This is a genomic window from Methylocystis rosea SV97, from assembly GCF_000372845.1.
Classification (GTDB): Bacteria; Pseudomonadota; Alphaproteobacteria; order Rhizobiales; family Beijerinckiaceae; genus Methylocystis; species Methylocystis rosea.
Map to the genome: position 1 here is coordinate 1,351,381 of NZ_KB889963.1, position 13,378 is coordinate 1,364,758.

Consider the following 13,378-nt stretch of genomic DNA (forward strand, 5'->3'; position numbering starts at 1 on the left):
GACGTTCTTCTTCAACTTTCGTCGACCGCCCGAAACCGAGCGAGAAAACGCGCCTGCGCCTCCTCAATGGGAGCCGGGGCGAGTTCGTCAATGAAGGGCTGCGGCGGGATCGCCGGGCGGCCGAAGATGCGCTCGGCTTCGCCCCGTGTAAAGCCCGCAAGCTGCACGGCCTCAAAAAAAGCGGCGGCGCGATCGGCCTCTTTGCACAGGCGCCGCAGTGCGGGAGAGGGCGTCGGCGGCAGAGAGTAGCGCAGAAGAATCGCGCCCAATATGCGGTCCTCGACGCTTTTGTATGCGTCGCCGATCGCCGCTTTGAAGGGGGAGATCATATCGCCGATCACATATTCCGGCGCATCATGCAGCAGCATGTAAAGCCGCTCCGTTCGGCCGATCGCGGGGTCGAGCGCGCAAGCGATCTTTTCCACAAGCATGCTGTGTTGCGCGACCGAGAAAATATGCGCGCCGATAGTCTGACCGTTCCAGCGCGCGACGCGCGCCAGCCCATGCGCGATATCTTCGATCTCCACGTCGAGCGGCGAAGGGTCGAGCAGATCGAGCCGGCGTCCGGACAACATGCGTTGCCAGGCGCGGGGCGCTTCGCCGGGCGCCGGCCGCCCGCGATTTTTCGCTGGGGGGGAGCGCATCGCGTCAGCCGCCCTCGCCCCCTGCGTGGCGATGGCAGCCCGTCAGATGATCGTCCACCATGCCGACCGCCTGCATGAAGGCATAGACGATCGTCGGTCCGCAGAATTTGAAGCCACGCGCCTTGAGATCTTTGGAGAGCCGTTCGGAAAGCGGGGTTTGCGTCGGCACGTCGCTCATGCGGGTCCAGTGATTGACGATCGGACGCCCGTCCACGAAAGCCCACAGATAATCCGAAAAGCCGGTCGTCGCCTCAATATCCAGCCACGCCTGCGCCGAGAGCACGGCGCCTTCGATTTTTGCGCGGTTGCGCACGATTGCATCATTGCCCATCAGCGCCGCGACGCGCTTCTGATCAAATCTCGCGATCTTTGCCGGATCGAAGCCGTCGAAGGCGGCGCGAAACGCCTCGCGCTTGCGCAGAATAGTGATCCACGAGAGGCCAGCCTGAAAGCCGTCGAGCGTCAGCTTTTCAAAGAGCGCCCGGCCGTCCCGCTCGGGCCTCCCCCACTCGTTGTCGTGATAGTCGAGGTAAAGCGGATCGACGCCGGGCCACGGACAACGTTTGAGCCCGTCGAGATGGGACACGACCGCGAGTTCGCGCCAACTTGCCGGCTGTTCCCGAACGCTTGCCAAGACTCACCTTTAAAAAGCGGACGAAAAAACGCCGCGTGCTCGGGCTTTATCGCGCGTTCGGATTGCGTTCACAACCAAGTTGGGACTATCGTCGGCCCCGGCGGGCGCAGATGGCGCGCGTCCTGCTTCTATTGCGCCGTCGCATTTGTTGCGGCTCAGTTCGCGCCGTCCATCAATGGAGATTTATATGGGGATCCGTATCGCTGTTTCTTACGCTGCGGCCGGCGGCGCTCTGGCCGTCGCCGTCGCCCTCGCCGCGAGCTCGGGGGACGCGTATGCGCAAGCCAATGTATTGAAGGAATGCGGATCGCAATATCAGGCGGCTAAAGCCGCGAATGAACTCGGCGGCCAGAGCTGGCAGGAGTTTTTGAAAGCCTGTCGCGGGCGGCTGGCCGAGCAGACCAAGCCTGCCGAGGCGAAGCCCGAGACGCCGCCGCCGGCCGCCGCAGAGTCGAAGCCTACGCCGCCGCCCTTGACGGAAACCAAGCCCGTCGAGCCGACTCCTCCGCCGGCCGCGACCGAAGCGACCCCGAGCCCTAAACCCGCGACGGACCCGAAAACTGCGACGCGCGAGCGCCAGAAGAAATGCAGCGAGGAATGGAAGGCGAAAAAGGCTGAGCTCAAAAAGGCCGGTTCAAAAATCACCTGGCCAAAATATTGGAGCGAATGCAACAAGAGGCTGAAAGCCGCAGGCGAATAACGTTCTTCGCGCTTTTTGTCGTCGCCCGGCGGCTCTCCGCCGGGCGTTTTTCTTGCGCTCTTGCTCGGCGAAAGGCGTCGTGGCAGAGGGAATGAAGCTGATCGCTGAACGAGGGCGGGCGTTTGGATAAAACCGAGTTGCGAAAACTGCAGGCGTTCCTGCGCCGTTCGCTCGGCAATGAGGGCGTTCGCGTCACAGCGGATCCGAAGAATCCGGACGACGCCGCCGTGCATCTTGGCGAACGAAGGATCGCTTCGATCTCGGTCGACGACGAAGACGGCGATCGTTCCTTCGCCTTCGAGATGAAAATTCCTGTCGGACGCGAAGTGCTGCAGTCCTATTTGCGCAAGCTCTTCGAAAACGATCGCTTGTCGATCGTGGCGCGCGGACGGAAAATGGATTCCGTCGAACTCAACGCCGACGGCGAATTTCTTGGCGTCATCTCCGCTGACGATCCGAAGCTGTCGAGCTTCACGCTGCAAGTCGCCATTCTCGATTTCGATCTCGAAGAAGAGTGACGCGCTGCCCGAATCGACGCGGGCCGTTCGATCGCTGATCGGTCCGGGGCCTTGCTTAGGCCGGACCCACGCAGCTCAAAACCCCGGCAATCGAAGCTCCGCGTGCAAACCGCCGCTGGGGCTGTCGTTGAGCTGCAGCGAGCCGCCATAGGCGGCGGCGAGATCGACGACAATTGACAGGCCGAGACCTGATCCAGGCTTGGTTTCGTCGAGACGCCGCCCACGCTGCGTCGCCGCCGCGCGCAAATGCGAAGCAAGTCCCGGCCCGTCGTCGTCGATGGTGACGCGCAGCGTCGGCCGCGACGCGCCTTCGACGCAGACGTCGATTGTCACCCGGCTCTTCGCCCATTTGCCGGCGTTGTCGAGGAGATTGCCGATCATTTCTTCGAGGTCCTGGCGCTCGCCAAGAAAGCGCAGACGCGGATCGGCGCCGCCAGAAAAGATCACGCCCTTGTCGCCATAGATTTTACTAAAGGCGCGCAGCAAGGCCTCGATCGACGGCGCAATCTGTGTCGCGGCGCCGAGCGCGCCGCCGCGCGCCGCAGCCCGCGCCCGGTCGAGATAGAAGGAGATCTGATCGCGCATGATCTGCGCCTGTTCTTGAACTTTCCCGGCGAGTTGCCCTGGCGCGGAATCGGCTTCATTGACGATGACGGAGAGCGGCGTTTTCAGCGCATGGGCGAGATTGCCGACCTGCGTGCGCGCGCGTTCGAGAATGTCGCGATTGGCGCTGATCAGCAGATTGAGCTCTTCGGCGAGCGGCGCGACTTCGCTCGGGTAGGCGTCGATGATGCGCTCCCGTTCGCCGCCGCGGATCGATGCGAGTTCGCGCTGCAATTGCCTCAAAGGCCGCAAGCCGAAGCGGACCTGGAAGGCGGCGCCGATGGCGAGCGCGATCGCGAGCGCCGCGAAAGCGACGATCAGCGCGAAGCGAAAGCGGGCGATTTGCTCTTCCATCTCTTCGCCGCTGCCTGCGACCTGCACGAGATAGATGCCGACGTCCCCGACGTCGATGACGCGCTCGACGATGCGCAGCCTGCGCCCGTCCGGGCCAGGCCCGTAGCCGCGACGAAAGCCGCCGACCTCCGCTGCGACGCCAAGATCTGAGAGCTTGGGCAGCGTGTTGGCGAAGAGCGAGCGTGACGCCTTGATGTCATGAGACTTGTCGTCGAGACGCGTGATCTGCCAGTACCACCCCGAGCCCGGCAATTCGAACTGCGGGTCGCCGAGCTGGCCAGGGCCGGTGCGTCCCTCCTGTCCCGACTCGGACACGTCCGCGACGATGGCGCGCAGGTAAACGTCGAGGCGACGTTCGAAGACCTCTTCCGCTTCGCTTCGGTAGTAGGCGGTAAGAAGAATGCTGGCGACGATCAGCACGACCGAACTCATCGCCGCCGCAGTCAGGAACAGACGCGCGGCGATGGAGCGAATGGAGACGAAGGAAAGGGGCATGCGCCTAGCGTCCGGCGTCCTTTGCCGGCGCGGCCGCCATGTAGCCTAGACCGCGCACGGTCTGGATGAGATCGACGCCAAGCTTTTTGCGCAACCTGCCGACGAAGACTTCGATCGTATTCGAGTCGCGATCAAAATCCTGATCGTATAAATGCTCGATGATTTCGCTGCGGGATACGACGCGTCCGCTGTGATGCATCAGATAGGCGAGCAGCCGGTATTCGTGCGAAGTGAGCTTCACGAACGCGCCGTCCACGACGACGCGGCCGGCTTTGGTGTCGAGTCGCACCGCGCCGCAGACGATTTCATTCGTCGCGTGGCCCGTCGCGCGGCGTAGCAGCGCGCGGATGCGCGCCAGCACCTCCTCCATGTGGAATGGTTTTGCAACATAATCATCGGCGCCGGCGTCGAAGCCTTGCACCTTGTCGCTCCAGCGGTCGCGCGCGGTGAGGATCAGCACCGGCATGTCGCGTCCCGCTGCGCGCCATTCTTCGAGAATGGTCACGCCGTCCTTCTTCGGCAGACCGATGTCGAGAACGACGGCGTCGTAGGGCTCCGTTTCGCCGAGATGGCAACCTTCCTCGCCATCGTAGGCGCGGTCCACCGCATAGCCCGACTGCTCGAGCGCACGAACGATCTGGCGGTTCAAATCCTTGTCGTCTTCAACGACCAGCAGCCGCAATGCATCCTCCCGCGTGCGAGACTCAATTGTCTGTAGAGTCAGCGCCTATAGAGCTAGAATGAGGCCGCCCGCTGAACGCGTCGACAAGAAACTTGACGATGTGGCCGTCCCGGCGCAGCAGGCTGATCTCATAAATAAGTCCTTCGCCCAATTGGCACAGTCGCGCGCCGAGCGGCTCGGCCTGCAGCCGCAGGGCGACATCCCGCATGCACCGGAAAGGATCGGCGAGCTTCTGCGCTTCCATCTTGCTGCGCGCCTGCGCCATGGTGAAGCACTGCAGCCGTGCGGGAGCGTCTTCGGCGCGGCTGGCGGCGGCCCACAGAAAATCGGCCGTCGCCGCGAGAGCGGCGACGGTGAGCGCCCGTCTCCAACAAGCTCCGGCGGCCCGCATGCGCCTCTCCCCGGCGCATAGTCGGCCGAATGCCCTGAATGCGCAATGAATAGTCAAAAAATGCGGCCGCGCGCCTCAGCTCTCCGAGGCGCGGCAGGCGTCCCGCATTTTCTTGTAGTCGACGATCATGGCGGCGAGAGGCGCGTTTTGGGGCAACGCGCGCAACTGCTTCGCCGCAATCTTCTGCTCTTGGAGAGAATAGGCGACGAGCGGCGGACAGCCGCCGCCCGTCGACTGGCATGCCGAAAGAGCCAGGCTAAAAGCGACCATGATCGAGATCTTGCGAAACATCTTCCACGCTCCTGCGCTCAACCATGATTTCGGCCTGGCGCTTGGCGGCGCGCAGATCGGACTCGGCGCGCCGCGCTTTCTCCTTAGCGGCGCCGCCGGCGACAAGTCGCGTCAACATTGCGAGCCCAAGCGCATAGGCGACGACGCCGGCGACCGCGACGAGACCCAGCGCGATGAGCTTGGGCATGTCAGGCTGTTCCCGGCGGCGTCGAGGTGATGCTGCGCATGATCGCCATCAACGCCGCCGAACCAATGGCGATGGCTCCGGCCTTCGGATCGTTGAGGAAGGCGATCCAGTCGGTCGAGGCGAGCGCGCCAAACAGCGCGACGAGACCAGCGGCGACATAAGTGCGATAGCCTTGCATTTGGGAACTCCTTTTTAGTGCCGGAAGCCGCCGGCGCGGTTTCACTTGCGGCCGAGGACTCGCGAGATGAACGATTCCATGGCGAAGGCGGGACCCGGGTCGCGCTTGCGCGTCGGCGCAATATCGTCATGACCGGCGATGTCATTGATGCCGTAGGTCTGGCAGAGCGCCTTGGCGACATCGACGGCGACGGAGATCTGAACGGCGGGATAGATCATCCAGGGCTTTTCCCCGCCCTTGTCGAGTTTGTGCGCGAGCATCGCCACCTGGCTCGCCGGCACATTTTTTCCGTATGCGTCGGCGAATTTGCCATTGGCGAGCTTCGTCAACGGTCCGGCGTTCGTGAGCTCTATGCCGATCGAAAAGGCGTTGCAGTTCGAGCGCCGCCTCCAAACGCTTTTACCCGCGTGCCATGCGACGCGATTGAACGGCGCGAGCTGCGTCACCGCGCCGTCGAGATCGACGACGAGATGGGCGGAAGCTTTCGCATTCGGATTGCACAGCCAGGAAATGGCCCCCTTCGCTGACTGAGCGGCGGTGTAATGCATGATCAGCAGCGAGGGCTTCAAAACGCCGCCGACATTGGGCGTCGGCTTTTGAGCGACGGGCTTGCCGTCGCAATGCAGGACGTGATTGTTCACGGCGAAGGCCATGAGCCGACTCCTTCAATTTTCGTCGAACTGGAGTTTTGAAGCGCGCAACGCAGCGCGCCGCTTAGAAGAATTCGAAGATGACGGCGTAGCCGGCGCCGCCTCCGCCGCCAGCGCCAGAATTCGCGCCGTTCTGCGAGGCTCCGCCGCCGCCTCCGCCGCCGCCGAGGCCCCCCGCGCCTCCGGCGCCAGGCGTCGTTGCGTGAGAACCGCCGCCGCCGCCGCCCGCTCCGGCCGTGTCGATAGGGCCAACGCCATTGGCGTATGACGTTCCAGCCGCCCCGTTGACGCCTGCCGCACCGCCCGCCGCCGCCGCCGCCGCGCCGTTCAAATAGAAGGCCCCTCCAGCGCCGCCCGCGCTTGGTGCATTTGCTGCGGTGATGCCGCCGCCGGAGCCGCCGCCGGACGCCCCAGCTTCCGGGCCAGATATGCCCCCAGCCGTGCCGAGCATCCCCGTTGCGGGGCTGCCGCCGCCGCCAGAGCCAAAGCCCGGAACGGTGATGCTGCTCACGCCGGCTACTGCTGAGCCGCCGTTTCCTTGTGCGAATGAACCGCTACCGCCGGTCGCCCCCGAGGCGCTGAAGCCGACGGTTGCGCCGCCTCCCCCGCCACCGCCGGAGCCAGCCGCAAGGCCGCCGCCAGAGCCAGCGCCACCGCCGCCAGCAAAGAGCAGTGTGCCGAATGTCGTATTTCCGCCCGCTCCGCCGTTATTTCCGCTCGTGGAATTCGCGGTCTGCGCCGCGCCGCCAGCGCCAGGCGCACCGATCGCGACGGCTTTCGAGGCGCCGATCTGGGCGAGGCTGAATCGTCCGCGCGCCAACCCGCCGCCGCCGCCGCCGCCACCACCGGAAGCCGCAGCGCCAGATGCGGTTCGGGCGCCGGAGCCGCCGCCGCCGCCGGCGCCAAAGAGCAGCACCTCGGCAAAACGCAGCCCCTGCGTCGGCGTATAGGAGCCGCTCGACGTAAAGACGCGGATCTTCGTCGGGCCGCCGCTCGGAAAGGCGACTTCGCCGGTCGCGCCGTCGACGAGGATCGACTCCTTCCACACGGCGCCGTCGGGCGAGACTTTGACGTGGAAATTGTCGTCGCCGGTCAAGCCAGTCTCGGCGCGCGCGGAATAGTTGGATTGATAAAGCTGCGAGACGGTTTTCGCCGCGCTCTCCTTGTTGAGCGCGAAGCGCAGATCGCCGGAACCGCCTTCGCCGACGCTTTTGGCGGTGAAGAGCGTGGCGTTAAGTTTCGCAAGCAGCGGATTGGCGCCGTCGGCGGTTGCGCCGATCCCGAGCAGCACAAGATTCTGCAGCTGGCGCAGAGACAGGCCGCAATCAATCCATCCCGCGCCGTTATAGAGCAGCAGAAGCGATTCCGCTTCGACATAAGCGCGCCAACCGGCTTGCGGCGCAAGGAAGGCCCAGCCTCCCGCGAGGAATGTGGCTATCTGATCACTCTTGCCGACGAAGGCGCCTGTCGCGCCGGCGCCGATGAGCACGCGATCGCCTTCCGCCGGCGTTGCGGGCGGCGACGTCACGTCTCGCGCAGAGACCGAAAGCTGCGTCAGCGCGTCGATCAGCGCCAGAGCTTCATTATGCGTGACGTGTTTTTGCGCTTGCGCCGCCTCGATGAAGGGCAGCGCAAGATGCGTGGTTTGCGTCATCGGTTTTCCTATTGGACGGAAAGCGTCGTGGTCAGCGGGAATCCTCGTCCGACCGTCGCGCTCATCTGATAAAGCGACAGCGTCAGTTCGCTTTGCGGCGCGCCGAAATCGGCGAGTTCTTCGGCGGCGGGATAAAGGATCGATGTTGCGACGGCGGTGAGCGTGCGCTTTCCGCTTGCCGGCAGCGAGATATCGGCTTCGTAGGATCCGCTCGCCTCGCCGAGCGGAATGTCGAGCGCTTCCCAGGCGTCGGAATCGAGACGTCCACGCCGCACGAAATCGATGAGGACGCCGGCCGGCGTGCGCCGCGCGCGCGCCTTCGTCGGCGCGTAGGGGCGCAGCGCCTTGCTTGTCGCGGCGACCGTCGGTTGAACAAAGACCGGCTCCGCATAGTCGCGATCCGCCGGTCCGATGCGATAGGTCGTCGGCGCGCCAATCTCGGCGATCTTACGCGCAAGCGGCGCGATCGCGTCATTGAGCAGTACGACGGTTGCGCCGGCGGGCGCATCACGCTTGGCGAGATGTTCTTCGCCGCCGAGGCCGCGAATGAGCCGTGACAGTCGATATGTCTTTTCGCCAATCAGCTCGGCATGCGCGAAAGCGAAAATCTCCCAGTCGCCGTCGACGCGAATCGCCATCGCCGAACGTCCGGCGAGCGCGGCGAGGTCGCCGACCGATGAAAGCTGCCCGGCGCCGATCCGGACAGTGACGCTGCTTCCATTGTCGAAGCGCCCACCGGGACCCGAGGGCAAAACGTCGAGCGTCTCGCCGATGGTTGCGCGCTTGTCGATGATCGCGATCTGCTCATAGCCGCCCTGAAAGGTCATCCTCCAGATTGCGAGCGGACCGGGCCAGGGATCGGCGAAGGCCGCGACATAGGAGAGCGCTTCTTCGTCGCGCCAGAGCGCCAGGTCGAGGATTTCGACTCTCGGCGGTCCGACCATCTTCGGTGAGACGACATTCGCGCGTCCAAGCTGCGGCGCGGCCGCGTCATAGACGGAAGCGTCCGCCGCGCGCGCGCTTATCTGTCGCGCGGCGCCGTCCGTGATGCGCTGAATTTGAAACAGCCGGCCGCCGCCGGCTGCGCCGAGCCGCACCAGATCGCCGGGCTGCAAGGCGAGAAGGCCAGGCCGCAGCGAAAATTCGGCGGTTTCGCGTCCGATCCACAAGTCCTGAAGCCAGCTCTCCGCAAGCGACTGCGCATTGGCGCGATGCGTCATCACCGCGGCTTGCGCTTCACTCTGGCGCGCCGAGCGGCCCTCGAGTCTGCGGGATATGACTCGCGCCATCTGAAAGTCGTTCTCGGAATCGGAGAAGGAGAGCGCGATTTCCTGTGGCAGTTCGCTTTCTTGCGCCCGCGTCAGCGTCACGAGCGAGGCGGTTTTTCCGGAGACGAGATCGTCTTCGTCAATTTCGCGCACGGACTTTCCGCGCCGATCCGCGAAGCGCAAGGCGCCGCCGCTCGCAACGGCGTCGAAGCCGAAGAGCGCGGCAAGAGGATCGATCGCCTCGCGCGGCGACATCGGCCGCTCCAGCACATAGCCGTCAAGAAAGCCGGCGACGTTTGGCCGCTGTGTGACAATTTCAGGCGCGGAAACGGCGCCGGCGAGCGCCGGCAGGAGGCGGTCGAGCGGCGCGCCTTCGAGGCGTCCGTTCAACCAATGGCCCGTCTCCCAATTGGGGGCGTCGCTCCATGCGTCGGTCTGCGTCGGAAAGGCCGGAAAGGGGCGCGCATCCCAGCACCATATGTGCAGGCGCGCCGGATCAACCATCGGCCCGGCGTAGAGGTCGGACGTCGGGTTGCGCGCCGCGCCGCCGGGCGCCGCCGGATCGAAATGCGCGATCATCGCTTCGATGAATCGCGCCTGTATGAGATCGTCGCGGCCGTTGCGCGAAAAATAGGGCAGACCGCCGTCGCTCGAACGCGGGTCTGGAAAAACATTCGGCGCATTGGCGCCGCGATCCACCGCCGCACATCCGGTCTCGACGATCCAGATCGGTTTCGACTGCGGAACCCATGCCGTCGGCGTCCCCAGCTCAGCGCCGCCGACGCGCTCGTAATGCGGTTGCGACCACCACGATAGAAAATCCTTCTGGCGGAAGATCCAAGGCTTGCCGAGTCCGTCGCTGATCGGCGTGCGATCTTGCGCGAGGCGCGCATTTGCGTCGGCGTAATGCCAATCATAGGCCTCGCCCGAGGCGACGCCAGACTTGAGATAGTCGAGATCATAAATGCTCGACGCTTGCTGCGCGTCGAGATGGGCGTGGCCGTCGCGCCAGTCGGAGAGCGGCCAATAGACGTCGACGCCGATGAAGTCGACGGCGCTTGACGCCCACAGCGGATCGAGCGGAAAGCGCGCTTCGCCGCTTGCAGGAACATGCGCGCCATATTCGGTCCAGTCGGCGGCGTAAGAGATTTTTGTTTGGGCGCCAAGGATCGCCTTCACGTCCGCGGCGAGAGTCATCAGCGCCGCGACGGCGGGATATTCGCCTGGCGCGGAGCGCACGCGCGTCAGGCCGATCAACTCGGAGCCGATGAGGAAGGCGTCGACCCCGCCGGCCGCGACGCAAAGATCGGCGTAATGCAGAATGAAGGCGCGATAGCGCGCAAAAAAAGCATCGAGCTGCGCCGCTGCAGTCGCGGTTGTATCAGGCGAACCGGGCCGGCCCGGCGCAGGATCGCACGTGATGCGTCCGCGCCAGGGAAACGCCGGCTGTTCGACGGCGCCCGTGTAAGGATTGGACAGCGCATTGCCCGGCGGCACGTCCATCATCACGAAGGGATAGAAAGTCACCGCAAGGCCACGCGCCGTGAGGTCGGCGATTGCGGCCATCACCGACGCGTCGCTGGGCGTTCCGCCATAGGCCGAGCGTCCGTCGATTTGCGACACAAGCCGCGCCGTCGAGCGAACGAGTCCGGCGACAGACCAATCCGGCGGCCAGAAGCCGCCCAGAATGAAGTTGAACTGACCGATGGTCTTGAATGTAGCGTCGACGCGCGGCGCGATCGTGCAATGTTCGGCGCGAAGATCGTCGCCGAACCAGGCGACGACGAGCGCGACGCTTTCGAGATTGGGGCAAAGCGCCTGCAGGGCGTCGAGCGACGCGGTCCAGTCCGTCGCCGCTGTCCGCTGATGGCGATTTTCCGCCGCCGTGGCGCCGGGCGAGTAGAAGTTGAGCTTGAGGGCAGGGTGATAGCCGGCCTCCGTCGCGCCGGGAATGAGGTCGACGGCGCGGATCATCTCGCCGAGTCCGTCAACGGGCTTCACGACTTCGAACGTAAATTGCGGAATGCGATTGCCGAAGGGCGCGAGCGCAAGATCCTCGAAAACAATATAGGCGAGGCCGCGATAGGCGGGCGCGTTTTCAGTCCCTTCCTTGGCGACGATCAGCGGATCAGGCTCCTGATCCTCGCTCCCGCGATAAATGCGGATCGGCAGCGTCGTCATGTCGAGCTCTGACCCGTCAGCCCAGATGCGTCGAACGAAGGCGACAGGCCCTTCGCACAGCGCGATCGCAAAATTCGCCGAATAGGAATAGGTGAAATGGATGTTCTGAGAGCCGCCGCCGCCTTTGCTCTGATGCTGCGTCTGTTCGAAAGAGACGTTGACGCGTTCGAGAAAGCGCGTCGCCCAGATCATCTGTCCGCCGATGCGCGCGCGGCCATAGATTCGCGGCACGCCGGCGCCTTCCGTTGAGGTGATCCCGTCCATCGATTTCAGCCGCGGGCCGATCGAATAGCGGGGCGATGCATGCGGTTGCAGCGCCGCGTCGACGAAGGAGCCGCCAAAGCCGCCGAGCACGCGGCCGATAGAGGAACCGACAGGTCCGCCGATCGCGCCGCCGGCGACAGAGCCGACCGTCTGCAGAACAAGAGTGGCCATGAAGATCTCGTCGAATGTCATTCCCGACGCGCGCATTGCGCGCGATCGAGAACCTTGCAGAGACTCGCGTGAGCGGTTCTGGATTCCTGGTCAGGCCTTCGGCCTGCCGGGAGTGAATTGGAAGAATTCAGTCAGTAACGCCCGGAAAGGCGAAGGCGGCGACAAGCTTCTTGCCCCAATGCGGGCCGATCGCGACCTCCGCGACGCAGGCGCCGGCATGAGCGTGAATTATATGCGTGGACGAAATTGCGATGCCCAGATGTTTCGCCGGGAGATGTTCACGAAAGCGAAACAGCAGAACGTCGCCTTCACGAAAATCGCTTAAAGCCACCGCTCTGAAATGGCGATGGGCGGCGTCGAGCAATGTCTCGGCGCTCAAGGCTTCGGCCCAGTCGGGCGTATAGGGCGGCGCCGTCTCCGGCTCGTCGCCGATGATGTCACGCCAGACGCCGCGCACGAGCCCGAGGCAGTCGCAGCCGACATGGATGAGCGAAGCTTGATGCACATAAGGCGTGCCACGCCAGCGCCGCGCCGCCGCGACAATGTCGGCGCGGGTCATTTAAAAAAACTCCCGCCGTCCATCGCCGGCGCAAGCGAACTCGGATAGGCGATGATCCGGTCATTGCCCGGCATATGCGGAAACCCGCGGAAGTTGACGATATTGTCGAACTTGGCGCGGCAGCTCGTCGGCGACTTGTCGCAGCCCGCTGTCATGAGAACGGCGTCTCCGGCGATGATCGCGCCGCCTGGCGGCGTCCACAGCGTGACGCTCGCCCGCAGATTTTCTTGCCGATGCGATTTGACGGTCTGGCGGGCGTTTTCGTTTGCGCCGCTCGTAAAGGTTAGCGCGCCGCCTGTGAAAAAGCCGCTGTCGAATGTTTCCGAAAGATCGATGTCGATTGCGCCGCCGACGAAGGCGGCGACGACGCCCGTCGCGTGAAAACCGGGCGCCATGACGTCAAGACCGCAGCGCGCGTCGCCGAAATCAGCCGAACAGCTGCGTTGAAAGGCGCGGCCCTGCTGCTGATCGAAGACATGGGCGCTCGAGCGCAGCTCCGCAGAGAAGGCGTTCTCGCCGCGGCGAATCTCGCCGATCGTCGCGATATCCAGCAAAGCGCGATCAGTAACATTCGTCCAATCGACGAGCCATGTCTCGACCGAGGCGCTGTCATAGAGGCCGTTCAGCAGATCGGTCTCGGAGAGGCTCTCGTCGCTCAAGGCGCCGGCCGCTTCGCCCGTTCCCGGCGCAAAGCCGACGCTCGATTCGAGTTGCGACGCTGAGAGACCGGTGTTTGCGCGAAAGGTCACGCCATTGAACGTCAGATCGCGATCATGATCAGTAAAGCCCATCGTTGTCGCATCGTTGCGCGCAACGCGCCAACAATGGCAGAAGGTGGTGGCGCGCTGATCGAGCTTCGCCTGCATCGAAGGAGAGAGCGAGAGCATCATTGTCTTCCAATTTTCAACGTCATTGCGAACCGCGCCGTTTTGCGGCAATTCAGCATGAGTGAGG

Annotated in this window: 15 protein-coding genes; 2 read left to right on the top strand and 13 right to left on the bottom strand. The window is 64.3% G+C overall.

Annotation, left to right across the window (positions count from 1 at the left end; all coding sequences use genetic code 11):
• Positions 1 to 11: 11 nt before the first annotated feature.
• A complete protein-coding gene (locus tag A3OO_RS0107065) occupies positions 12 to 644 on the bottom strand; it encodes an HD domain-containing protein (protein WP_018407134.1) in 633 nt (210 codons plus the stop codon).
• A 4-nt stretch (positions 645 to 648) separates the two neighbouring features.
• Entirely contained in the window at positions 649 to 1,230 is a 582-nt protein-coding gene (locus A3OO_RS0107070; RefSeq protein ID WP_040573700.1) for a DNA-3-methyladenine glycosylase I, read from the bottom strand.
• A gap of 235 nt (positions 1,231 to 1,465) precedes the next feature.
• On the opposite strand from A3OO_RS0107070, the gene A3OO_RS0107075 reads away from it, so the two are divergent.
• Positions 1,466 to 1,978 (top strand): hypothetical protein, encoded by a 513-nt coding sequence (locus A3OO_RS0107075; RefSeq protein ID WP_040573702.1) that lies wholly within the window; start codon positions 1,466 to 1,468, stop codon positions 1,976 to 1,978.
• A gap of 122 nt (positions 1,979 to 2,100) precedes the next feature.
• Positions 2,101 to 2,496: a DUF3126 family protein gene (locus A3OO_RS0107080; protein ID WP_018407137.1), complete on the top strand. Its 396-nt coding sequence runs from the start codon at positions 2,101 to 2,103 to the stop codon at positions 2,494 to 2,496.
• Positions 2,497 to 2,571: 75 nt separating this feature from the next.
• Here A3OO_RS0107080 and A3OO_RS0107085 read toward each other — a convergent pair whose 3' ends face one another.
• From A3OO_RS0107085 to A3OO_RS0107135, 11 genes are all read right to left on the bottom strand, one after another.
• Complete coding sequence (locus tag A3OO_RS0107085; RefSeq protein WP_018407138.1) at positions 2,572 to 3,948, bottom strand: ATP-binding protein; 1,377 nt, start codon at positions 3,946 to 3,948, stop codon at positions 2,572 to 2,574.
• Positions 3,949 to 3,952: 4 nt separating this feature from the next.
• On the bottom strand, positions 3,953 to 4,630 hold the full coding sequence (locus A3OO_RS0107090; RefSeq protein WP_018407139.1) for a response regulator transcription factor: 678 nt from the start codon (positions 4,628 to 4,630) through the stop codon (positions 3,953 to 3,955).
• Positions 4,631 to 4,652: 22 nt separating this feature from the next.
• A complete protein-coding gene (locus A3OO_RS0107095) occupies positions 4,653 to 5,021 on the bottom strand; it encodes a PepSY domain-containing protein (RefSeq protein ID WP_018407140.1) in 369 nt (122 codons plus the stop codon).
• 75 nt (positions 5,022 to 5,096) lie between these two features.
• The gene (locus A3OO_RS21285; protein WP_198008769.1) at positions 5,097 to 5,312 is read right to left on the bottom strand and encodes a hypothetical protein; all 216 of its coding nucleotides are present in this window, start codon (positions 5,310 to 5,312) and stop codon (positions 5,097 to 5,099) included.
• Positions 5,278 to 5,499: a hypothetical protein gene (locus A3OO_RS0107105; RefSeq protein ID WP_018407142.1), complete on the bottom strand. Its 222-nt coding sequence runs from the start codon at positions 5,497 to 5,499 to the stop codon at positions 5,278 to 5,280. Before A3OO_RS0107105 ends, A3OO_RS21285 begins: the two co-directional genes overlap by 35 nt.
• 1 nt (position 5,500) lies before the next feature.
• The gene (locus A3OO_RS23960; protein ID WP_014890979.1) at positions 5,501 to 5,677 is read right to left on the bottom strand and encodes a hypothetical protein; all 177 of its coding nucleotides are present in this window, start codon (positions 5,675 to 5,677) and stop codon (positions 5,501 to 5,503) included.
• A gap of 41 nt (positions 5,678 to 5,718) precedes the next feature.
• Positions 5,719 to 6,330, bottom strand: a complete 612-nt coding sequence (locus A3OO_RS0107115) for an N-acetylmuramoyl-L-alanine amidase (RefSeq protein ID WP_018407143.1) — start codon at positions 6,328 to 6,330, stop codon at positions 5,719 to 5,721.
• 61 nt (positions 6,331 to 6,391) lie between these two features.
• A complete protein-coding gene (locus tag A3OO_RS24540) occupies positions 6,392 to 7,981 on the bottom strand; it encodes a DUF2793 domain-containing protein (protein WP_018407144.1) in 1,590 nt (529 codons plus the stop codon).
• 8 nt (positions 7,982 to 7,989) lie between these two features.
• Positions 7,990 to 11,865 (bottom strand): baseplate multidomain protein megatron, encoded by a 3,876-nt coding sequence (locus tag A3OO_RS0107125; RefSeq protein ID WP_026222763.1) that lies wholly within the window; start codon positions 11,863 to 11,865, stop codon positions 7,990 to 7,992.
• Positions 11,866 to 11,992: 127 nt separating this feature from the next.
• Positions 11,993 to 12,424: an NlpC/P60 family protein gene (locus tag A3OO_RS0107130; RefSeq protein ID WP_018407146.1), complete on the bottom strand. Its 432-nt coding sequence runs from the start codon at positions 12,422 to 12,424 to the stop codon at positions 11,993 to 11,995.
• Complete coding sequence (locus tag A3OO_RS0107135; protein ID WP_245257127.1) at positions 12,421 to 13,314, bottom strand: DUF2163 domain-containing protein; 894 nt, start codon at positions 13,312 to 13,314, stop codon at positions 12,421 to 12,423. The genes A3OO_RS0107130 and A3OO_RS0107135 overlap by 4 nt, the downstream gene beginning before the upstream one ends.
• Positions 13,315 to 13,378 lie beyond the last annotated feature (64 nt).

What these genes read in the sequence shown, in the direction of transcription:
- A3OO_RS0107105 (WP_018407142.1), bottom strand. Translation starts at nt 5,499, where the DNA reads ATGCCCAAGCTCATCGCGCTGGGTCTCGTCGCGGTCGCCGGCGTCGTC.
- A3OO_RS0107125 (WP_026222763.1), bottom strand. Translation starts at nt 11,865, where the DNA reads ATGGCCACTCTTGTTCTGCAGACGGTCGGCTCTGTCGCCGGCGGCGCG.
- A3OO_RS24540 (WP_018407144.1), bottom strand. Translation starts at nt 7,981, where the DNA reads ATGACGCAAACCACGCATCTTGCGCTGCCCTTCATCGAGGCGGCGCAA.
- A3OO_RS0107095 (WP_018407140.1), bottom strand. Translation starts at nt 5,021, where the DNA reads ATGCGGGCCGCCGGAGCTTGTTGGAGACGGGCGCTCACCGTCGCCGCT.
- A3OO_RS23960 (WP_014890979.1), bottom strand. Translation starts at nt 5,677, where the DNA reads ATGCAAGGCTATCGCACTTATGTCGCCGCTGGTCTCGTCGCGCTGTTT.
- A3OO_RS0107075 (WP_040573702.1), top strand. Translation starts at nt 1,466, where the DNA reads ATGGGGATCCGTATCGCTGTTTCTTACGCTGCGGCCGGCGGCGCTCTG.
- A3OO_RS0107130 (WP_018407146.1), bottom strand. Translation starts at nt 12,424, where the DNA reads ATGACCCGCGCCGACATTGTCGCGGCGGCGCGGCGCTGGCGTGGCACG.
- A3OO_RS0107135 (WP_245257127.1), bottom strand. Translation starts at nt 13,314, where the DNA reads ATGATGCTCTCGCTCTCTCCTTCGATGCAGGCGAAGCTCGATCAGCGC.
- A3OO_RS0107085 (WP_018407138.1), bottom strand. Translation starts at nt 3,948, where the DNA reads ATGCCCCTTTCCTTCGTCTCCATTCGCTCCATCGCCGCGCGTCTGTTC.
- A3OO_RS21285 (WP_198008769.1), bottom strand. Translation starts at nt 5,312, where the DNA reads ATGTTTCGCAAGATCTCGATCATGGTCGCTTTTAGCCTGGCTCTTTCG.
- A3OO_RS0107115 (WP_018407143.1), bottom strand. Translation starts at nt 6,330, where the DNA reads ATGGCCTTCGCCGTGAACAATCACGTCCTGCATTGCGACGGCAAGCCC.
- A3OO_RS0107065 (WP_018407134.1), bottom strand. Translation starts at nt 644, where the DNA reads ATGCGCTCCCCCCCAGCGAAAAATCGCGGGCGGCCGGCGCCCGGCGAA.